This window comes from Agromyces sp. S2-1-8, assembly GCF_021129215.1.
In the GTDB taxonomy this organism is placed as follows: Bacteria; Actinomycetota; Actinomycetes; order Actinomycetales; family Microbacteriaceae; genus Agromyces; species Agromyces chromiiresistens.
Map to the genome: position 1 here is coordinate 1,310,211 of NZ_JAJOLP010000001.1, position 19,353 is coordinate 1,329,563.

Annotated in this window: 17 protein-coding genes, 1 pseudogene and 1 riboswitch; of the genes and pseudogenes, 8 read left to right on the forward strand and 10 right to left on the reverse strand. The window is 72.3% G+C overall.

The features are described 5' to 3' along the window. Positions 1-30: 30 nt before the first annotated feature. The 3 genes from LR269_RS05955 to LR269_RS05965 form a co-directional block, all read right to left on the reverse strand. On the reverse strand, positions 31-825 hold the full coding sequence (locus LR269_RS05955) for an ECF transporter S component (RefSeq protein WP_231429850.1): 795 nt from the start codon (positions 823-825) through the stop codon (positions 31-33). Next, a complete protein-coding gene (locus LR269_RS05960; protein WP_231429851.1) occupies positions 822-2,837 on the reverse strand; it encodes an ATP-binding cassette domain-containing protein in 2,016 nt (671 codons plus the stop codon). Before LR269_RS05960 ends, LR269_RS05955 begins: the two co-directional genes overlap by 4 nt. Positions 2,838-2,938: 101 nt before the next feature. Then, complete coding sequence (locus LR269_RS05965; RefSeq protein WP_231429852.1) at positions 2,939-3,499, reverse strand: hypothetical protein; 561 nt, start codon at positions 3,497-3,499, stop codon at positions 2,939-2,941. Positions 3,500-3,647: 148 nt separating this feature from the next. On the opposite strand from LR269_RS05965, the gene LR269_RS05970 reads away from it, so the two are divergent. Then, complete coding sequence (locus tag LR269_RS05970) at positions 3,648-4,220, forward strand: dihydrofolate reductase family protein (RefSeq protein ID WP_231429853.1); 573 nt, start codon at positions 3,648-3,650, stop codon at positions 4,218-4,220. A 3-nt stretch (positions 4,221-4,223) separates the two neighbouring features. Here LR269_RS05970 and LR269_RS05975 read toward each other — a convergent pair whose 3' ends face one another. Beyond that, positions 4,224-5,084: an SDR family oxidoreductase gene (locus LR269_RS05975; protein WP_231429854.1), complete on the reverse strand. Its 861-nt coding sequence runs from the start codon at positions 5,082-5,084 to the stop codon at positions 4,224-4,226. A gap of 98 nt (positions 5,085-5,182) precedes the next feature. On the opposite strand from LR269_RS05975, the gene LR269_RS05980 reads away from it, so the two are divergent. Then, positions 5,183-5,551 (forward strand): helix-turn-helix domain-containing protein, encoded by a 369-nt coding sequence (locus LR269_RS05980; RefSeq protein ID WP_231429855.1) that lies wholly within the window; start codon positions 5,183-5,185, stop codon positions 5,549-5,551. Positions 5,552-5,629: 78 nt separating this feature from the next. Here the strand turns inward: LR269_RS05980 and LR269_RS05985 are convergent, their stop codons facing one another. The 4 genes from LR269_RS05985 to LR269_RS05995 all read right to left on the reverse strand — a co-directional run bounded on the left by LR269_RS05985 (position 5,630) and on the right by LR269_RS05995 (position 10,093). Next, positions 5,630-7,135 carry a bifunctional hydroxymethylpyrimidine kinase/phosphomethylpyrimidine kinase gene (locus LR269_RS05985; RefSeq protein ID WP_308191616.1) on the reverse strand — a complete coding sequence of 502 codons (1,506 nt, stop codon included), beginning with the start codon at positions 7,133-7,135 and terminating at the stop codon, positions 5,630-5,632. After that, a complete protein-coding gene (gene thiE, locus LR269_RS18980) occupies positions 7,132-7,794 on the reverse strand; it encodes a thiamine phosphate synthase (RefSeq protein ID WP_308191617.1) in 663 nt (220 codons plus the stop codon). Before thiE ends, LR269_RS05985 begins: the two co-directional genes overlap by 4 nt. After that, on the reverse strand, positions 7,791-8,714 hold the full coding sequence (gene thiM / locus LR269_RS05990) for a hydroxyethylthiazole kinase (RefSeq protein WP_231429856.1): 924 nt from the start codon (positions 8,712-8,714) through the stop codon (positions 7,791-7,793). Before thiM ends, thiE begins: the two co-directional genes overlap by 4 nt. Then, a riboswitch (TPP riboswitch) is annotated at positions 8,706-8,822 on the reverse strand. (Overlaps the previous gene by 9 nt.) 158 nt (positions 8,823-8,980) lie before the next feature. Beyond that, complete coding sequence (locus LR269_RS05995) at positions 8,981-10,093, reverse strand: epoxide hydrolase family protein (RefSeq protein WP_231429857.1); 1,113 nt, start codon at positions 10,091-10,093, stop codon at positions 8,981-8,983. Between the two features lie 210 nt (positions 10,094-10,303). Here LR269_RS05995 and LR269_RS06000 point away from each other — a divergent pair, with 210 nt between their 5' ends. Continuing rightward, positions 10,304-12,106, forward strand: coding sequence for an LVIVD repeat-containing protein (locus tag LR269_RS06000; RefSeq protein ID WP_231429858.1), 1,803 nt, complete (start codon positions 10,304-10,306; stop codon positions 12,104-12,106). A gap of 90 nt (positions 12,107-12,196) precedes the next feature. Here the strand turns inward: LR269_RS06000 and LR269_RS06005 are convergent, their stop codons facing one another. Beyond that, complete coding sequence (locus LR269_RS06005; RefSeq protein WP_231429859.1) at positions 12,197-12,877, reverse strand: DUF305 domain-containing protein; 681 nt, start codon at positions 12,875-12,877, stop codon at positions 12,197-12,199. Positions 12,878-13,029: 152 nt separating this feature from the next. Next, positions 13,030-14,097 carry a LacI family DNA-binding transcriptional regulator gene (locus tag LR269_RS06010; RefSeq protein WP_231429860.1) on the reverse strand — a complete coding sequence of 356 codons (1,068 nt, stop codon included), beginning with the start codon at positions 14,095-14,097 and terminating at the stop codon, positions 13,030-13,032. Positions 14,098-14,325: 228 nt separating this feature from the next. Here LR269_RS06010 and LR269_RS06015 point away from each other — a divergent pair. The 5 genes and pseudogenes from LR269_RS06015 to LR269_RS06035 all read left to right on the forward strand — a co-directional run bounded on the left by LR269_RS06015 (position 14,326) and on the right by LR269_RS06035 (position 19,161). Then, positions 14,326-15,185: pseudogene (locus LR269_RS06015) on the forward strand (ABC transporter substrate-binding protein). Positions 15,186-15,269: 84 nt separating this feature from the next. Continuing rightward, entirely contained in the window at positions 15,270-16,058 is a 789-nt protein-coding gene (locus LR269_RS06020) for an amino acid ABC transporter permease (RefSeq protein WP_231429861.1), read from the forward strand. Further along, positions 16,055-16,825 carry an amino acid ABC transporter ATP-binding protein gene (locus LR269_RS06025; protein ID WP_231429862.1) on the forward strand — a complete coding sequence of 257 codons (771 nt, stop codon included), beginning with the start codon at positions 16,055-16,057 and terminating at the stop codon, positions 16,823-16,825. The genes LR269_RS06020 and LR269_RS06025 overlap by 4 nt, the downstream gene beginning before the upstream one ends. Next, complete coding sequence (locus LR269_RS06030) at positions 16,825-17,901, forward strand: Gfo/Idh/MocA family oxidoreductase (RefSeq protein ID WP_231429863.1); 1,077 nt, start codon at positions 16,825-16,827, stop codon at positions 17,899-17,901. Before LR269_RS06025 ends, LR269_RS06030 begins: the two co-directional genes overlap by 1 nt. An 84-nt stretch (positions 17,902-17,985) precedes the next feature. Beyond that, complete coding sequence (locus tag LR269_RS06035; protein WP_231429864.1) at positions 17,986-19,161, forward strand: FAD-binding oxidoreductase; 1,176 nt, start codon at positions 17,986-17,988, stop codon at positions 19,159-19,161. The last annotated feature ends 192 nt before the right edge of the window (positions 19,162-19,353 follow it).

A 19,353-nucleotide genomic window follows, 5' to 3' on the forward strand; every position in this document is an offset into this window, starting at 1 on the left:
GCGCGCCCCGGAGGCGACCGATCACTCCGCTCAGCGCGACAGCCGCACCCGACGCAGCGCCGCGAGCGCGGCCGGGCCGAACACGGCGAGCCCGACGACGGTCGTGACGGCGCGCAGCGTGTCCCACGTGAGCGTCGAGGTCGTCAGCGAGTACAGCCAGAACGACGCGAGGTTCTGTGCGAGCGGGGCGCCCGATTCGTACGAGATGCCGGTGCCGCCGCCGATCGCGAACGGCCAGAACCACAGGTTCATGACGAGCCCGAACGCGTACGAGGCGAGCACCCCGTACACCGACAGCAGCACGATCTCGCCGAGCCGCCCGCGCGCCCGCGGCAGCAGCCCTGCTCCCGCCCCGACCCACGCGCACGCGAACATCTGGAAGGGGGTCCACGGCCCGAATCCGCCCGTCATCGTCGACGACAGGGCGATCGCGAGCACCCCGAGGAGGAACCCGAACCGCGCCCCGAACACCCGCCCGGCGAGGATCAGCAGCACGAACACCGCCTCGACTCCGCCGACCCCCGTGCCGGCGACGCGCACGGCGGCGGCGACCGCGGTGAGCGTGCCGAGCAGCGCGAGCGTCTTCGCCGAGCGGAATCCGCCGTCGATCGCGAGCACCGCGACGATCGCGACGAGTGGCGCGAGTGCGAGCGCCGCCCAGGGCGCCGCCGACTGGGCGTCGGTCGGCAGCGCGGGGGCGATGAGGGGCCAGGCGAACGCGGCCGCTGCGACGACGCTGCCGCCGACGAGGAGCATCGACGACCACGACGGAAGCCGTCGCCGCCGTGCGACGACCGGCGCCGGGGGAGCGGCGAGCGTACTCATGCCGCACCTCCCGCGGGTGCGGGCGCGGCAGGAGTTCGCCGCTCCTCGAGGCGCCCCTCGCGCATCGTGAGCGCGCGGTCGGCGACGCGCGCGGCGAAGCCGCGGTCATGGGTCGCGATGACGACGGTTCGCCCCCGATCGGCGACGAGCCGAAGGGCCCGCGCGAGCGCGGTCTGCGCCGACGGGTCGAGTCCGCGGGTCGGCTCGTCGACGAGCAGCGCGGATGCCTCGCCCGCCGCCTGCACGGCGATCACGAGCAGCCGCCGTTGGCCGGCCGAGAGGTCGCGCGGATGCCGCGCCGCGAGCTCATCCCGATGGGTCGGGTGCCCGAGCAGCTCGGTGAACAGTGCCCACGTCGTGCCGCGCGGTCGGCGTCCGGTGCGGTCGGCGCGGCGGCACTCGGCCTCGACGGTGTCGGTGAAGAGCAGGTCGTCGGAGCGGTCGGGCACGAGGGCGATGCGACGCCGTGACGACCGGGAGGGGCGGTGGCCCGCGGCATCCTGGCCCGAGGCATCCTCGTCGCCCGTGCGCACCGTGCCCGGTTCGGTGCCGAGCGCGATCGCGGTGAAGAGGCTCGACTTGCCGGCCCCGTTCGGTCCGCCGAGCGCCACGATCTCGCCGGGCGCCGCGTCGAATGAGACGTCGTCGACCGCGACCTGATCGCCGTGTCGCACGGTGATGCCGGCGACGCGCAGTCCAACGCCGGCCCGTCGGCCGGGAAGCGACGCACGGGCGTCTCCAGACGAGGCGGCCCGCTGGCCCTCGGTCGCGTCGGGAGCGCTCGATGCCTCGACGACCGCGCCCTCCGAGATCTCGAACCACCGATCGGCGACCGCCTCGAACTCGGCCGCCCGATGCTCGGCGACGAGCACGCAGACGCCCGCCTCGTGCGCGATGCGTCCGAGCAGTCCGGTGATGCGGGCGCGGGCCTCGGGGTCGAGGTCGGCGAGCGGTTCGTCGACGAGCAGCAGCAGGGGTTGCTCGACGATCGCGGCGCCGATCGCGACGAGCGTCGCCTCGCCCGCCGAGAGGCTGCGCAGCTCGCGTCCCGCGAGATGCTCGGCGCCGATGCGCGTCAATACCTCGGCGACGCGGGACGCGACGATGACGGGTGCGACGCCGCGCACGGTCAGCGCGAAGCCGACCTCGTCGTCGACGGTCTCGCTCGTGAATCCGAGCCGCGGGTCCTGTGCGACCACCCCGACGAACCCGGCCGTGTCGCGGGCCGGCACGGCGAGGCGGTCGACGCCGCCGACGCGGAGCACGCCCGACGCCCGACCGCCGTCGACGTGCGTGTGCACGCCGCTCAGGGTGTCGAGCAGGGTCGACTTGCCCGAACCGGTCGGGCCGGCGAGCACGGCGAGGGTGCCGGGCTCGAGCCGCAGTTCGGGCACGGCGAGCGACCAGTGGTCCGCGCGCTCGCGGTCGTCGCCCTCGCCGTGGCCGAGCACGGCGCCGGTCACCTCGACGGGGCGGGCGCAGTCGCCCTCGACGCGATGGGTCGCGGCGAAGCCGCGCACCTCCATCGCGGCGGCGATCGCGATCGAGCGTTCGATCGTGTGCTCGAGAACGGGCACGATGAGCGCGCCGGCGCCGCGTTCGCCGCGGAGCCGTCGGGCGAGCCGAACCCGGCGCACGGCGTCGGCGAGCGCGGGGAACGTCGACCACGCGATGACGAGCGCGCGAGCCGATCCGGCGAGGGGACCTCCGCGAGCTGCCCGCGCGAACACCCGCGAGACGTCGACGCACCCGTTGACGACGCCGAACGCGAGAATCACGAGCGCGATCGGCAGGGCACTCACGAACGCGGCCCACAGCCCGCCCGTCGTGATCGGTCCGAACATCGCGACATGCTCGAACGGGGGAGCGAGCCGCACGACCGGCAGGTCGACCAGCACGACGCCGGGCCCGCCGGCGCCCGCGAACAGCACGCGGTACACGACCCGGGTCGCGGCGAACACCGCCGCGAGCACGAGCGCAAGGCGGAGCGGAGCTGGTCGGAACCGGAACATCGGGGTCAGTGCATCAGGTCGCTGGTGCGCGGTCAAGGGCTGGCTGGCATCGTGGTCTCGATACGCGTCGGCGCCGCCCGGCCAGCGGAGGCACGGGCCGCCTACTCGGCGGGCGAGGCCGGCTGGTCGTTGAGCGTGAAGAGCAGCTCGACCGCGTCGCCCGGCGCCAGCTCGAGCGTCGGCAGGCCCTCCTGCGCGTAACCCCATTCGCCGCCGCCGCTGCGCTGCCAGAGCGACCAGTACGCGAACGCCGCGGGCATCGAGGCGCAGGTCTCGTGATACTCGGTGCCGTCGGCGGCCGTGATGAGCGTGTCCTCCGCGGGCTCGCCGTTCACGCGGCAGACGACCTGGTCGCCCCATTCGACGGTGCCCTCGGTCGCGACGCCGGCCTCGTCGAGCGCGTCGGCGGCGAGAATCGGCTCGTCGGTGTCGACGCACGCGGCGACGTCGATCGGTTCGCTCAGCTCGAGGTCGGCCGAGTCGACGATGACGGCGACGCCCGTGCACTCCTCGAGCACGGTCGCGGCGTCGGCGGTGGCTTCCGCCGTGGCGGCAGCGGTGGGCTCGGCGCCCTCGCCGGTGGAGCCGGACGGCGAGGAACAGGCGGCCAGGGCGAGCACGAGCAGGGGCAGGGCCGCGAGCACGGGCCGAAGTCGAGTCATCCTTCGAGCGTATTCGGCGCAGTCGTGCTGTGACGCCGCGTGACCTGCGGTGGGCTTCTTCCGTGATCTGTCGATATCGGCGCGGCCCGTTCGACGTCCAGAATGAAGGCGGATGCTTCGCCGCCACCTGAATCGGAAGGACAGGCCAATGCGCCCCATCATCGTGACCGAGTTCATCAGCCTCGACGGCGTCGTCGACTCGCCCGGCGGCGGCGACCACCCTCGCGCCGGCTGGACCTTCAAGGAGGTGCCGTTCGTCGAGGAGGCGTACGAGCTCAAGGGCACCGAGCAACTCGAAGCCGGAGCCCTGCTGCTCGGCCGGGTGAGCTACCAGGAGTTCGCGCCCGTGTGGCCGTCGATGGAGGACGACTTCGCCGAGTACAACGCGATGCCGAAGTACGTCGTGTCGACGACGCTCGACGAGGCCGACCTCGTACCCGAGTGGCACGAGACGAACCTGCTGCGCTCGCTCGACGACGTCGCCCGCCTGAAGGAGGGCGATGGCGCGCCGATCATCGTGCACGGCTCGGCGACCCTCGCGCAGGGGCTCGCCGCCGCCGGGCTGGTCGACCGGTACCACCTGCTGGTGTTCCCGGTGCTGCTCGGCAGCGGCAAGCGCCTGTTCGGCGACGACCCGGGCCTCACGACGAAGCTCGAGCTCACCGAGCACGCGGCCTACTCGAACGGCATCGTCAAGGCCGTCTACGACGTCGTGCGCTGATCGCTACGCGGCAAGCGCCGCGCGCAGCCCGTCGACGAGCGAGGTCGTCGGCCGGCCGATGAGGCGGGCGAGCGCGTCGTTCGGCACGTCGAGCACGCCGCGGCGGATTCCGTCGTCGATGCCCGCGACGAACCCCGCGGTGCCCGCGTCGAGTCCGGCCGACTCGAGCGCGGCCACGTGCTCCTCGGTCGTGAGCTGCTGGTACCGCACCTCGCGACCGAGCACCTCGGACGCCGCGGCGGCGAGCTCGTCGTAGCTCCACGCCGTCTCGCCGGCGAGCTCGAGCACCTGGCCGACGTGGTCGTCGCTCGTCAGCAGCACGGCGAGGCCCTCGGCGAGGTCGGCGCGGGTCGCGCTCGCGACCTTCCCGTCGGCCACGGAAGCGGCGATGACACTCGTGTCGGCCGCGCGCGAGACATCCGCCGCGTAGTTCTCGGTGTACCAGTTGTCGCGGGCGATGACCGCGGGGATGCCCGAGGCGGCGATCGCCTCCTCGGTGGCGCGGTGCTCGGGCGCGAGCACGAAGTCGGCGGTCGCGGCCTGCGGTGCGCTCGTGTAGACGAGCTTCGCGACGCCCGCGGCCTTGGCCGCGTCGATCACGTTCTGGTGCTGGGCGGCGCGCTCGCCGAACTCCGAACCGGAGACGAGCAGCACCCGGTCGACGCCGTCGAGCGCCGCCGCGATCGAGGCGGGCTCCGAGTAGTCGAGGCGAGCGGTGTGCACGCCGCGCTCGGCGAGGTCGGCGAGCTTCGCCGTGTCGCGGGCGGTCGCGACGATGTCGGCGGGGGCGACGCCGCGGTCGAGCAGCGCGTCGACGACGAGGCGGCCGAGCTGGCCCGAGGCGGCGGTGACGAGGATGGTCATGAGGGTCGGTTCCTTTCGAGAAGCGTCACCGGCTGCAACCGGATGCCTCGGCTGAACCTTCCCCCGAATCTGTACCCACTTTGAAGTAAGGTACCCACATGACGGTAAGTCTTGCGGAGATCCGGGAGCAGTCCGGCGAAGTCTTCACCGACGGCTGCCCGACACGGGTCGTGCTCGACCACATCATGAGCAAGTGGGGAGTGCTCGTGCTGCTCGCGCTGACCGACGGCACGCATCGCTGGGGCGAGCTGCGTCGCGAGGTCGAAGGCATCAGCGAGAAGATGCTCGCCTCGACGCTGCGCACCCTCGAGGCCGACGGGCTCGTCGCCCGCACCTCGTATCCCGAGGTGCCGCCTCGCGTCGAGTACTCGCTGACGCCGCTCGGCGACGACCTCATGGAGCACATGCTGCCCCTCGTGGGGTGGGTCGCTCGCGAGGCCGACGGCATCGTGGGTCGAACGGCCTGAGTCGGTCGAGGAGCGCCGACGAAGAGGACCCGCCTCGAACCCCGGACGGCCGAGGACCCGAGCTGCGCCCGCCGCACCTCAGCCCGCCAGCGGAGCGACCTCCGCCCCGAGCGGCGCCGCGAAGAACGCGAGCTCGTGCACGGCCGAAGCCCGGAACGCCCGCAGCATGCGCTCGCGCACCCCGGGTGTCTCGCGCGACGCCGAGGCGGTCACGATCGCGACCGCCTCGCGGGTCGCCTCGGCGAACGCGGGGTCGCCGTACGTCGCGAGCCATGAGGCATACGGATGCTCCGGGGCGAGCGCCTGCTCCCCGAACTCGCCGGCCGCGAGCCGGGCGCCGAGGTCGGTGTAGAGCCAGAAGCAGGGAAGCAGGGCCGCGACGAGCACGGCGTAGTCGCCGCGCGCCGCCGTCGCGAGCAGGTGGTCGAGGTACGCGGTCGTGGCGGGCCCGGGGCGGGTCGCGTCGGTCGCGGCGCCGGTGCCCAGCCAGCGCTCGTGCAGTTCGAGCTCCCCGACGATCGAGCCGTGCGACGACGTCGCCCAGAAGGCTTGCGCAGCGGCATCCGGGGCGAGGGCCGCCGCCGTCGCGAGTGCGCGTGCGTAGTCGCGCAGGTAGAGCGCGTCCTGCGCGAGGTACTCGCGGAACGGCTCGACCGGCAGCGTGCCGTCGGCGAGCCCGCGGATGAACGGCAGCTCGTCGATCGCACGACGCACGTCGGAGATGCCCTCCCACCATTCGGCCTCGACCTCGGTCGGCGTCGGTGCGGTGCGCGTGCCGCCGCGCGACCAGAGCCCCGCGAAGTGGCTGATCGGCCCGTGGCCGTCGCCGACCTCGAGTGCGTCGCCGTGCCGCAGCGACTCGCGCAGCCAGCGCCGGGCCTCGGCGATCGCGGAGGGCCAATCGCCGAGCTCGGCGGCGAGTGCGGCGATCGCCGACGAGAGCGAGCATCCGGTGCCGTGCGTCGAACTCGTGGCGATGCGCTCGCCGCCGAACTCGACGATCGTCGCGGAGGCGGCGTCGACGAGCGCGTCGGGGGCGAGGTCGCCCGCGAGGTGTCCGCCCTTCGCGAGCACGCGGATCCCGTACTCGGCCGAGACGCCCTCTGCCTGGGCGATCGCCGCGGCCCAGGTCGTCGCGACTTCGCGCCGGGCGAGCACGGCGAGCTCGTCGAGGTTCGGGGTGACGAGGTCGGCGAGGGGCAGCAGCTCGCGCATCGCGGCCTCGGCGTCGGCGTCGAGCAGCCGGTCGCCGCTCGTCGCGACCATCACCGGGTCGAGCACGACGACCGGCGGGCGGGTGCGCCCGAGCCAGGCGACGACCGTGCGGATGACCTCGGCGTTCGCGAGCATGCCGAGCTTCACCGCGTCGATGACGATGTCGTCGGCGATCGCGTCGAGCTGCGCGGCGAGGAAGCTCGCGGGCGGCACGTGCACCCCGCGGACGCCGCGCGTGTTCTGCGCGGTGAGGGCGGTGATCGCGGCCATGCCGTAGCCGCCGACGGCGGCGATCGACTTGAGATCGGCCTGGATGCCGGCACCGCCCGAGGGATCGCTTCCGGCGATGCTGAGCACGCGTGCGGTCATCGCGCCGACGCCCATCCGAGCACGAATTCGCGCGCCGCGGCCCGCGGGTCGTCGGCCGCGCACAGCGCCGAGACGACGGCGACACCGGCCGCGCCCGCCTCGCGAAGCGGCACGACGTCGGCGAGGCCGACGCCGCCGATCGCCACGCACGGCAGTTCGGTCGCCGCGGCGACCCGGGCGAAGCCGTCGACGCCGAGCGCCGGCGGATGGTCGGGCTTCGTCGACGTCGGCCGGATCACCCCGACCCCGAGGTAGTCGACGGTGCCGCGCGGCAGCCGGTCGACCGCGTCGAGGTGGGCGGCGCCGTTCGCGGTGAGCCCCACGATCGCCTCGGCGCCGAGCCGTTCGCGGGCGACCACGACCGTCGCGTCGCCCTGCCCGAGATGCACGCCGTCGACCGGCAGGCCGCTCGCGCGTGCGGCCAGTGCGACGTCGAGCCGGTCGTTGACGAGCAGGGCGGCGCGCCCGTCGATCGCGGCGGCGAGCGCCTCGAGCTGGGCGAGCAGCGAGGACGCCTCGGCGCCCTTGTCTCGCAGTTGCACGACCCGCACGCCGCCGGCCACGGCCTCGGAGACCACCTCGACGATGCCGCGCGCGCCGCAGAGCGCCGGATCGGTGACGAGGTAGAGCGAGAGGTCGAGTGCCGTGCGGGCGCTCACGCCCCGACCTCGGCGATCTCGGCGAGCGATTCGTCGACGTCGACGTCGACGTCGAGGCCGGCGCCCCGCCCCGCATCGAGAACGACCCGCGCCCGCGCCCCCAGCTCGGCCGCATCGACCGCCGCGAGCGCGTCGAGGAAGCGGGGTCCGAACGACCCCGGCCCGGCGGCGCCGTCAGCGGCGAGCTCGGCCGCCACCGTGTAGACGAGGTTCGCTGCGACGGTGGCCTCGAAGGCGTCGTCGCCGACGGCGAGGAAGGCGGCGGTCACCGCGCCGAGGGCGCAGCCGCCGCCCGTGATGCGCGTGAGCAGGGCGTCGCCGTTCGCGAGTCGCACGGTGCGCCGGTCGTCGGTGATCAGGTCGACCGGGCCCGACACCGCGACGACCGAGCCGAACCGGCCTGCGAGTCGCGCGGCGGCGTCGGTCGCGGCATCCGTCGTATCGGCGGCGTCGACGCCGCGCCCGCCCGCGCCGTCACCCGCAAGGGCGAGGATCTCGCTCGCGTTGCCGCGGATCGCCGTCGGCCGGAACTCCGTGAGCTCGTGCGCGAGCGCCGTGCGCACGGGCAGGGCGCCGATCGCGACCGGGTCGAGCACCCACGGCGTGCCCGCGTCGCGGGCGGCGGCGACGGCCTCGCGGGCGGCATCGCGCTGCTCGGGCGTCGGAGTGCCGAGGTTCACGAGCAGGCCGCCTGCGATGCTCGCGAACATGCCGGCCTCGCCCGTGATGTCGACCATCGCGGGGGCGGCGCCGAGCGCGAGCAGCGCGTTGGCGGTGAAGTTCGTCACGACGCTGTTCGTGATGCAGTGCGTGAGCGGGGCGGTCTCGCGGAGCCGGTCGAGCAGCGCCGCCGCGGCGAGCGCCACCTCCTCCGAGGCATCCGCGTCGTGCTGGGCAGGGTCGTTCAGGCGTGCGCTCATCGGCGACATCCCTTCGCTAGTCCGAACTAGATCAGGTTCGACGGGTGTGATCTCAGCCGCTCGTGCTCGCGCCTCGGCGCGGGCGGGGCGGCACCCCGTGTCACTGCGAGCGAGCCTAGCGCAGCGGTCGAGTGCGAGTCGGCATCGCAGTTCCGGGGAGCCCGTCGCCCGACCTGCGGTACTCCGCGTGACGACCTGGGGCTCGCATTCTGATCGGGCTCCGTTCACGTTCGGGGCCGCCATGCGCCGGAAGCGCGGGCCGCGCCTCAGCCCAGCGACCCCACGAACTCCCGCACCCGCGCCGCCATCGCCTCGGGCACCTCGGCGACGGTGAAGTGCCCGCCCTCTGGCAGCCGGTCGAAGACGCGCAGGTCGAGGTAGTGCCGTCGCGCGAGCGTCTCGGGGTAGTCGGCCTCGTGCCGCTGGATGAAGACGGCCGCCGGCACCCCGGTCGGCGGAATCGGGTCGGGCTGATCGGCGCCCTCGTAGTACGGACGGAACGACGACGCGATCGAGCGGGTGACCCAGTAGATCATCGCCTCGGTGAGGATGCGGTCGCGCGAGATGCGGCGCTCGACGGCGCTGGGGTCGCCGGGCGGGGTGTCGCTCCACTCGACGAGCTTCTCGGCGATCCAGGCGAGCAGGCCGGCGGGGGAGTCGTCGAGGGCGACCGCGAGGGTGTCGGGACGCGTCGCCTGCACGTGCCCGTAGGCGCCGTCGGTGCCGTGGCGCTCGGCGAGCGCCGCGAAGAACGCGCGCTCGGCCGGTTCGGTGAGCGCCTCCCGTTCGTCACCGGTCGGGAAGTGCGCGTGCGTCGCGACGATCGCGACGACGTGCTCGGGATGGCTCGCGGCGATGAGGTCGCTCACGTTGGCCGTGACGTCCTCGCCGTAGGTGACGTAGCGCTCGTAGCCGAGCACGTCGGTCATGAGCGAGTGCATCGTCTCGGCGAGGCGCCGCTCGGTCATCGGGCCGTCGGCGTACGGCGATGAGAAGGCGAACCCCGGCAGGCTCGGCACGACGACGTGGAAGTCGGGCAGCAGGTCGGCGAAGTCGAGCTGCAGCGCGAAGGTGTGCGGCCAGCCGTGCATCACGAGCAGCACGGGTGCGTCGGTGCGCTCGGATCGCCGGTGCACGAAGTGCACGTCGGCGTCGCCGACCCGGGCGACGAACTGCGGATGCCGGTTGAGCCACGCCTCGCGCGCTCGCCAGTCCCATGCCGCCCAGGTGTCGATGAGCTGCCGCAGGTAGTCGTGGTTCATGCCCGCCGGCGGCCGTCGCGGCGAGTCGCCCCGGAGCCGGGTGCGGGCGAGGCGTGCCCGCAGGTCGCCGAGCACTTCATCGTCGACGTGGATCTCGAACGGTTGCACCTGGCCCATGGGCCGACGGTACGGCGACCCACCGACGGAGTCGCCCGTGTCCCCCGAAATACCGGCTGCGCCGACCCTGCGCTTGTCGCTAGTTTGGGGGGCATGGTCGGCCTTCCGGGGCCGCGGGCGCCCACGGGGTTGTGGGCGACCGCCCATCGGAGGGCTCGATCGCTGTGTCGAAACGCAGGTTCTGTCGTAACGAGAGAAGAGGGCACGACGATGAGATCCGAACAACGACCCCCGAATGCGCGGCGCCGCGCACTCGCCGCCGCCGGCGCCCTGCTGCTCGGCGCCTCACTGATGACCGCCACCGCGGCGGTCGCCGAAGACGACCCCAGGGTCGACCTGCCCGCCGGCTACCTCGACGCCGAGGTCGCGACGAGCAACATCGACCTTTTGTCGAGCACGCCACGGGTCGACCCGTTCAACGCCCCGCCCGGCGACTTCGGGTTCGTCAACTCCGACCTCGCCTTCTCGGGCGACAACGCCATCGTGGGCAACTTCAACGGCTTCCAGGTCTACGACGTGTCCGACCCGGCCGAGCCGACGCTGCGCTCGTCGTTCGTCTGCCCGGGCGGCCAGGGCGACGTCTCGGTGTACGGCGACCTGCTGTTCATGTCGGTCGAGGAGACGCGCGGCCGCATCGACTGCGGCACCCAGGGGGCGCCGGGCTCGGTGAACCCCGAGCGGTTCCGCGGCGTGCGCATCTTCGACATCAGCGACATCGACAACCCGGTGCAGCTGCCCGGCGTGCAGACCTGCCGCGGTTCGCACACGCACACGCTCGTCAGCGACCCGAACGACGCCGAGAACGTCTACATCTACAACTCGGGCACCTCGGGCGTGCGTTCGCCGCTCGAGCTCGCGGGCTGCGAGAACGCGCCGGCTTCGACCGAGCCGGTCACGACGGGCAACCCGACGCAGTGGCGCATCGACGTCATCAAGGTGCCGCTCGCCGCGCCTGAGACGGCGGCGATCGTGAACCAGCCGCGCATCTTCGCCGACCCCGAGACGGGCGCGTTCAACGGACTGCAGAACGGACCGACGCAGCCGCTGCACCCGTCGGGCACCCGGTACTCGCCGAACCCCAACACGAACACGTGCCACGACATCACCGCCTACCCCGAGATCGGGCTCGCGGCCGGCGCGTGCCAGGGCAACGGCATCCTGCTCGACATCTCCGACCCGGCCGACCCGGTGCGGATCGATGCGGTCGCCGACCCGAACTTCTCGTACTGGCACTCGGCGACGTTCAACAACGACGGCACGAAGGTCATCTTCACCGATGAGTGGGGCGGCGGCACGGCGGCACGGTGCCGGTCGACCGACCAGCCCGAGTGGGGCGCCGACGCGCTCTTCGACATCGTCGACGGCAAGCTGCAGTTCGCGAGCTACTACAAGCTGCCGGTGCCGCAGACCACGCAGGAGAACTGCGTCGCGCACAACGGTTCGCTCATCCCGGTGCCGGGGCGCGACATCATGGTGCAGGCGTGGTACCAGGGCGGCCTGTCGGTGATCGACTTCACCGACACCGCGAACCCGAAGGAGATCGCCTTCCTCGACCGCGGTCCGATCAACACGCCGAGCACGACCGGCCTGAACCTCGGCGGCTACTGGTCGACGTACTGGTACAACGGCAACGTGCTCGGCAGCGAGATCGCGCGCGGGTTCGACACGATGGCGCTCACCGCGAGCGACGACCTGTCGGCGAACGAGATCGAGGCCGCCGGCGAGGTGCGCTTCGACGAGTTCAACGCGCAGCTGCAGACGGGCGCCGTGCACGCGCCGAGCTTCGCCGTCGCCGGCGCGTACGTCGATCAGGCCGAGCGCGACGGCAGCCTGAGCGGCGAGGCGCTCGCCGAGGTGCGTGAGCACCTCGCCGAGGCGGAGCAGCTCGCCGACGGCTCGGCGGCCGACCGCGCGGTCGTCGCGCAGCTCGTCAACGCCGCGCGCAAGTCCGGCCTCGCGGCCGACTCCGACGTGGTGCAGGCGCTCACGGCACTGACGGCGACATTCCGATGAGTCGGTGTGGGGAGGCCGCGCCTCCCCACCCACGACGGGGCCCGGCGGTCGACGACCGCCGGGCCCCGTCTCGTCGGTGCCGCCCGTGCCTCAGCCGGTGCGCTCGGCGAGCATCTGCTGCATGCGGGCGATCTCGATGCCCTGGTCCGATTCGACGTGACGGGCGAACTGGTCGGTCGCCGACTCCTGGCCGCCGCCGTCGGCGTAGAGGTCGTCGACCATCTGCACTGCGCCCTCGTGGTGCTGGATCATGTACTCGAGGAACAGCAGGTCGAACTCCTCGCCCGTCGCCGCCTCGAGCTCGGCGAACTGGTCGTCGCTCAGCATGCCGGGCATCGACTCGGCGTCGTGCGCCTCGTGGCCGCTGCCGTCGCCGTTGACGGGCACCGATCGCTCCTGCAGCCACGTCGTGATCTGGGTCTTCTCGTCCTGCTGACTCACCGACATGCGTTCGGCGAGCAGGCGGATGTCGCGGTCGTCGGTGCGATCGTCGACGAGATCGGTCATCTCGATCGCCTGCTGGTGGTGGCGGATCATCGCGAGCATGAACGCCGAGTCGACCTCGGAGAACTCGGGCGACCCGAGGTTCGCCGCCTCGTCGGGGGAGAGCGTGCGGTTCGATTCGCCGGGCGCACCGAGCTGCACGACCGGGCTGGTCGGCTCGGGGGAGTCGGGCCCGGTCGGCGTGCAGGCGGTGAGCGCGACCGCGAGCAGGAGCGGCGAGGCCGCCAGGAGGGCTGTGCGTGCGCTGTAGGGGCGCCGTGTCGTCATCCGCATACCTCGTCTTCGTCGATGGGCAGTGCACTCGCAGGATCGTCCCGCGGCAGTGCGCACGATGTCTCCATCTAACCCCGAGTCGTGTCGACGCGGGAACCGAGCGGTCGATGCGGGTGGCGGGCACGCGGGCGAAGCGCTCCGTGCGCCTACGGCCGGCCGGGAGGTGCGATCGAGCCGCGTTCGACGAGGTGCTGGTCGAGCACCTTCGTCACGGGCGGCGCGCCGTCGCCGCCGATGCGGCGGATGAGCAGCCGCGCGGCCTCCGCGCCGATCTCGTGGATGGGCTGCGCCATGACCGTCACGCCCGGGGTCGTGAGCTCGGTCCAGTCGGCATCATCGAACGCCACGAGCGAGAGCTCGTCGGGGATCGACACGCCGAGGCGTCGTGCGGCCCGGAACGCCGCGAGCGCGACGAGGCTGTCGGAGGCGATGATCGCGGTCGCGGGTTCTGCCGAGCCGAGGATGCGCTGCACGAGCACCTCGACGCCGTCGCGGCGGGCGTTGAGGTGCACGTACCGATCGGCGTTCGGTACGCCCGCCTCGGCGAGCGTCGCCGTGAAACCGTCGACGCGTTCGGCGACCGAGGTCGACGCGAGGGTGTCGCCCAGCCGATAGTCGCCGTCGTGCGCGATCGTGGAGATGAACGCGATGCGGCGGTGTCCCGCGTCGAGCAGCAGGCGCGTCAGCCGGCGGGCGCCGGTGCGGTTGGCGGCGATCACCGTGTCGACCTCGAGTTCCGGCACGGCGCGGTCGAAGAGCACGAGCGGCCGGCCCGACTCGACGACGGGGCGGAGGTTGGTCGGATCGATCGACGATGCCGGTGCGACGAGCAGGCCGTCGACGCGCTTTGCCAGCTGCACGCCGATGGCCTTCGCCTCGGCGGCGGCCTCCTCGTCGGAGTTCGAGAGGATGAGGTCGAACCCGGCCGCGACGGCGACGTCGGCGGCGCCGCGGGTGGCCTGCGCGAAGAACGGGTTCTCGATGTCGCCGACGACGATGCCGAGCGTGTGCGACCGACCCGTGCTCATGGTGCGGGCGAGGGCGTTCGGCCGGTAGCCGAGCTCTTCGGCGGCGCGTTGCACGCGATCGCGGACCGCGTCGCTCACGGCCCCGTAGTCGCCGAGCGCGCGCGCGGCGGTCGCCTTCGAGACCTTCGCGGCGGCGGCCACGTCGCTGACCGTCACCTCGCGGCGACCGTTGCCCGGCTCGCTCATGTCACCTCCGTTGGAATGGGCGTCTCCTGAAACTACTGGTTGACGTGCGGCAGATGCGCGGGTACTCTCCGAGGAAACGAATTGAGACCGGTCTCACTCTACGAGACTGAGACCGGTCTCAACAAGTTCCGGCCGACACCTCGGCCCGTGAGACGCCCACACGCACCATACGAATCCCACGCACCCATCACCCCACGCACCACCGCAGTTCAGAGAGGAACCACCCCCATGAGCATCCGCTCCACCATCCGTCGCGCAGCGCTCACCGCCGCGGCCCTCACCGCGGCCGTCGCCCTCGCCGCCTGCTCCTCCGGCGGCGGCAGCACGTCGACCGAAGACGCCGACGACAACCCCTACGGCCTCATCACCCCGGGCCAGATCCGCGTCGCGAGCCTCGGCGACGCGAAGCCGTACACCTTCACCGACGAGTCGGGCGAGTTCACCGGCTTCGACGTCGAGCTCTTCACGGACGTCGCGGACCGCATCGGCATCGACGACGTCGTGTTCACCGGCCAGGATTTCTCGGGCCTGCTCGCCGCCGTCGCGAACGGCCAGTTCGACGTCGGCGTCGCCGCGATCGGCATCACCGACGAGCGCAAGCAGACCGTCGACTTCTCCGACGGGTACCTCGCCGGGTACCTGACCGTGATGACTCCGATTCGGGCATCACCGATGAAGACAGCCTCGCCGGCAAGCGACTCGGCGTCGTGCAGGGCACCCTGCAGGAGGCGTACGCCGTGAAGCACTTCACCGACACCGAGCTCGTGCGCTTCCCCGACAACAACGCGGCGATCTCGGCCGTGAACAGCGGCTCGATCGACGCCCACTTCCTCGACTACGAGGCGGCCAAGGAGTACGCCGAGCAGTACGGCCTCGTGAACGCGATCGACATCCCGTCGTTCGACGCACCGGCCGGCTTCGCCATCGCGAAGGGCAAGCCCGAGTTCCAGGCCGCGCTCAACGAGGCCCTGCACGCCGCGATGGAGGACGGCACCTGGAAGGAGCTCTACGAGAAGTGGTTCCCGGGCTCGCCGATGCCCGACCAGTACCTGCCGTCGGCCGAGCAGACCGAGGCACCGGCCGAGTAGGCCGCAGCGTGCGGGTCGGATGTCGCGTCGGCATCGACCCCGCGGCATCCGACCCGTACGCCCCTTCGACAGAGAGAGCACCTCATGGACTGGCTCGACAACCTCATCAAGACCTTCCTCGACTTCGATGCAATGTGGCAGGTCATGCCACAGTTGCTGGGCATCGGCCTCGTGAACACCCTCGTGATCTCGATCTGGGCGACCGTCATCGGCGTCGTGCTCGGCATGGTCATCGCGATCATGGGCATCTCGCCGTCGCGCTGGCTGCGAGTGCCGGCGCGCATCTACACCGACATCTTCCGCGGCCTTCCCGCGATCCTCACCATCCTCCTGATCGGCCAGGGCTTCGCCCGCTTCAGCCAGCAGGTCTTCGGCCCCTCGCCGTACCCGCTCGGCATCCTCGCGCTGAGCCTCATCGCCTCGGCGTACATCGGCGAGATCTTCCGCGCCGGCATCCAATCGGTCGACCGCGGCCAGCTCGAGGCGTGCCGCGCGCTCGGCATGAGCTACGGCAAGGCGATGCGCCTCGTGGTCGTGCCGCAGGGCGTGCGACGGGTGCTGCCCGCGCTCGTCAACCAGTTCATCGCGATCGTGAAGGACTCGAGCCTCGTGTACTTCCTCGGCCTCCTCGTCTCCGAGCGCGAGCTGTTCCGCGTCGGGCAGGACGCCGCGGTGCTCACCGGCAATCTCTCGCCGCTCGTCATGGCGGGGTTGTTCTACCTCATCATCACCGTGCCGCTGACGCACCTCGTGAACTACTTCGACAACCGGTTCCGCACCGGTCGCCGCAAGGCGGCGCCGCCGAAGTCGGGCCTCGACGAGGTCGAGGAGCAGAACCCCACGCCGACCCTCACCTACGGGGAGAACTCATGACCTACACGTCACCCGTGCCCGTCGCCGACGGCCACTTCTACGAAGGCTCGAGTCTCGAGCTTCAGGGCCTCAGCATGGCCTACGGCGACATCGAGGTGCTCAAGGACGTCTCGATCAGCGTGCCGCCCGGGACCACGACTTGCATCATCGGCCCCTCGGGTTCGGGCAAGTCGACCCTGCTGCGCGGGGTGAACCGGTTGCACGAGCCGAAGTCGGGCGAGGTGCTGCTCGCCGGCGAGAGCGTGCTCACCCAGAAGCCCGACTCGGTGCGTCGGCGCATCGGGCTCGTGTTCCAGCACTTCAACCTCTTCCCCGACCACACCGCGCTCGAGAACGTCGCACTCGCACTGCGCAACGTGAAGGGCTTCTCGAAGGCCGAGTCGCGACGCGTCGCCCGCGAGCGCCTCACCGAGGTCGGGCTCGCCGAGCGTGCCGACCACCGTCCGCGCGACCTCTCGGGCGGACAGCAGCAGCGCGTCGCGATCGCCCGCGCGCTCGCGATGGAACCCGAGGTCATGCTCTTCGACGAGGCGACGAGCGCGCTCGATCCCGAGCTCGTGAAGGGCGTGCTGAACCTGATGGCGAGCCTCGCGCAGCGCGGCATGACGATGCTCGTCGTCACCCACGAGATGGGCTTCGCCCGCAAGGTCGCCGACCAGGTCGTGTTCATGGACGAGGGCCGCGTCGTCGAGTCGGGAAAGCCCGCCGACCTCTTCGACCGCCCGCAGAGTGCCCGGCTCCAGCGCTTCCTCTCGGAGGTGCTGTGATGGCATCGGTCCCCGAGCGCGTCGAGGGGGATGCCTCGGCGTCCGCGCCGATCCGCGCCGCCGTCGTCGGCTTCGGGGTATCGGGCCGCGTGTTCCACGCGCCGTTCCTCGCCGCCGACCCCGCATACTCGCTCGACGCGATCGTCACGGGCGACCCAGCTCGGACCGCCGAGGCGGCTGCGTTGCACCCCGGGGCATCCGTGCTCGCCAGCGTCGACGAGCTGTTCGCGCGCGCGGGCGAACTCGACCTCGTCGTGCTCGGCTCGCCGCCCGGTACGCATGCGGCGCTCGCCACGCGAGCGTTCGACGCGGGACTCGATGTCGTGGTCGACAAGCCGTTCACGGTGACGGCGGCCGAGGGTCGCGAGCTGATCGCGCAGGCGGCCCGCCTCGGCCGCCGGTTGACCGTGTTCCAGAACCGGCGCTGGGACGGCGACTTCCTCACCGTGCGGCGCCTCGTCGCGCAGGCCGCGCTGGGGGAGGTGCGACGGTTCGAGTCGCGCTTCGAGTGGTGGAAGCCGGAGCCCCGCGCGTCGTGGAAGACGGAGGCGACCGTCGCCGACGGCGGCGGCATCCTCTACGACCTCGGCACCCACCTCATCGACCAGGCGATCACCCTGTTCGGACCGGTCGACGACGTGCGCGCCGAGCTCGCAGTGCGGAGGCACGGCGGCCTCGCCGACGACGACGCGTTCGTCGCGCTGCGGCACGAGTCGGGCACGATCTCGCATCTCTGGATGAACTCGATGGCTCCACAGTTCGGGCCGCGGTTCCATGTGCTCGGTTCGCGGGCGGGCTACACGACCCACGGGCTCGACGGTCAGGAGGCGGCGCTCGCCGCAGGCGTGTCGCCCGCCGACCCCGGGTTCGGCGCGACGCCGCCCGATCGCTGGGGCGCCTTCGGCATCGAAGGCGGGCTCGAGCCGCTGCCGACCGAACGTGGCGACTACGGCGCGTTCTACCGCGACCTCGCCGTCGCGATCAGCTCCGGCGGGCCGGTGCCCGTCGACCCGGTCGACGCGGTCGGCGTGCTCGACCTGATCGAGCGCATCCATGCCGAGACGCCGCTTGCCTGAGCGCTCGCGGCACCGGGCTCCCGCTCGCCGAGCCCGTCGAGCGCGACCGACTTCCCTGAACGACGCAACACGAAGGAACATCCCATGACCAACCAGCAGGCCACCCACGTCGCCGTCATCGGCGGAGGCATCCTCGGAGTGTCGACCGCCGCCCACCTCGCGCGCGGCGGCGCACAGGTGACCCTCGTCACCGCCGGCGCGCTCGCCGACGGCGCCTCCGGTCGCTCGATCGCGTGGCTGAACTCGTCGGGCGACCGTTCGGCCCCGTACCACTACCTGCGCCTGCTCGGCCTCGACCGCTACCGCACCCGGCTCGCGCGCCACCCCGAGAGCCGCCACTACCTGCGGTTCGACGGCGCCCTGAAGTGGGCGGCGCCCGACGAGAGCCTCCGCCAGACCTTCGATTACGAGCGCGCGGGTGGGTACGACGCGATCTGGCTCGACCGGGCGGGGGTCGCCGAGCTCGCGCCCGACGTGAACGCCGACGCCGTCGCCGCCGAGGGGGCGATCTTCAACCCGGGTGAGGGCTGGGTGAACCTGCCCGACCTCATCGCGGCGCTCGCCGCCGAGGCGGTGGCCGCGGGAACCCGCATCGTGGAGAAGGCCGGGCACGCGCGGGTCGACGTGACCGACGGCGTCGCGACGGGCGTGGTGCTCGGCGACGGAACCGTCCTACCAGCCGACCACGTCGTGCTCGCGACGGGCGGTGACGTCCCGGCCCAGCTCGGGGCGCTCGGCGTCTCGGTACCGGATGCCACGCCGTCGGCCTTCGTGCTCTTCACCGGCCCGGTCGACGTCGAGGTGAAGACGGTGCTCAACACTCCGCGCGTCGCGATCCGCCCGACGCCCGACGGGCGCCTCGTGCTCGATGCCGACTGGGCCGAGAAGTCGGTCGTCGTCGGTGACGACGGCGCGATCACCGTGCCCGAGGAGTCGGTGCAGGGACTCCTCGACGAGGCCTCGAAGGTGCTCGCCGGCAACCCGAAGCTGACCGCGCACCGCGTCGGCGCGGGCCTCAAGCCGATTCCCGGCGACGGCGACCCGGTCGTCGGCGCCGTGCCGACCATCGACCGCCTGCACGTCGTGTTCACGCACTCCGGCGCGACGCTCGGCCTTATCCTCGGCGAGCTCGTCGCCGAGGAGGTGCTCACCGGTGCGCCGTCGCCCGTTCTGCGAGCGTTCGGCCTCGACCGCTTCACCGACGGGGCCGACCTCGGCGAGGTGGGCATCGGCGCCTGGGCTCCCGTGCCGCAGCGCTGAGCGTCATTCCGGTGGTCGAGCGCGACGGCCCCGGTGGACGAGCGCGACGGCCGCTGGACGAGTAGCGACGAAGGAACGTATCGAGACCTCGAGTGGGTCTCGAAACGCTTCGCTCCTCGCCCCACCGGACGCTCGCTTCTCCGACTCGACCACCGCTCGCTACTCGACGACCACCGCGGCGGTCGCGCTTCG

Excerpts from the sequence above, each read along its gene's own strand:
- LR269_RS05955 (WP_231429850.1), bottom strand. The coding sequence starts at position 825 with ATGAGTACGCTCGCCGCTCCCCCGGCGCCGGTCGTCGCACGGCGGCGA.
- LR269_RS05960 (WP_231429851.1), bottom strand. The coding sequence starts at position 2,837 with ATGTTCCGGTTCCGACCAGCTCCGCTCCGCCTTGCGCTCGTGCTCGCG.
- LR269_RS05965 (WP_231429852.1), bottom strand. The coding sequence starts at position 3,499 with ATGACTCGACTTCGGCCCGTGCTCGCGGCCCTGCCCCTGCTCGTGCTC.
- LR269_RS05970 (WP_231429853.1), top strand. The coding sequence starts at position 3,648 with ATGCGCCCCATCATCGTGACCGAGTTCATCAGCCTCGACGGCGTCGTC.
- LR269_RS05975 (WP_231429854.1), bottom strand. The coding sequence starts at position 5,084 with ATGACCATCCTCGTCACCGCCGCCTCGGGCCAGCTCGGCCGCCTCGTC.
- LR269_RS05980 (WP_231429855.1), top strand. The coding sequence starts at position 5,183 with ATGACGGTAAGTCTTGCGGAGATCCGGGAGCAGTCCGGCGAAGTCTTC.
- LR269_RS05985 (WP_308191616.1), bottom strand. The coding sequence starts at position 7,135 with ATGACCGCACGCGTGCTCAGCATCGCCGGAAGCGATCCCTCGGGCGGT.
- thiM (WP_231429856.1), bottom strand. The coding sequence starts at position 8,714 with ATGAGCGCACGCCTGAACGACCCTGCCCAGCACGACGCGGATGCCTCG.
- LR269_RS05995 (WP_231429857.1), bottom strand. The coding sequence starts at position 10,093 with ATGGGCCAGGTGCAACCGTTCGAGATCCACGTCGACGATGAAGTGCTC.
- LR269_RS06000 (WP_231429858.1), top strand. The coding sequence starts at position 10,304 with ATGAGATCCGAACAACGACCCCCGAATGCGCGGCGCCGCGCACTCGCC.
- LR269_RS06005 (WP_231429859.1), bottom strand. The coding sequence starts at position 12,877 with ATGACGACACGGCGCCCCTACAGCGCACGCACAGCCCTCCTGGCGGCC.
- LR269_RS06010 (WP_231429860.1), bottom strand. The coding sequence starts at position 14,097 with ATGAGCGAGCCGGGCAACGGTCGCCGCGAGGTGACGGTCAGCGACGTG.
- LR269_RS06020 (WP_231429861.1), top strand. The coding sequence starts at position 15,270 with ATGGACTGGCTCGACAACCTCATCAAGACCTTCCTCGACTTCGATGCA.
- LR269_RS06025 (WP_231429862.1), top strand. The coding sequence starts at position 16,055 with ATGACCTACACGTCACCCGTGCCCGTCGCCGACGGCCACTTCTACGAA.
- LR269_RS06030 (WP_231429863.1), top strand. The coding sequence starts at position 16,825 with ATGGCATCGGTCCCCGAGCGCGTCGAGGGGGATGCCTCGGCGTCCGCG.
- LR269_RS06035 (WP_231429864.1), top strand. The coding sequence starts at position 17,986 with ATGACCAACCAGCAGGCCACCCACGTCGCCGTCATCGGCGGAGGCATC.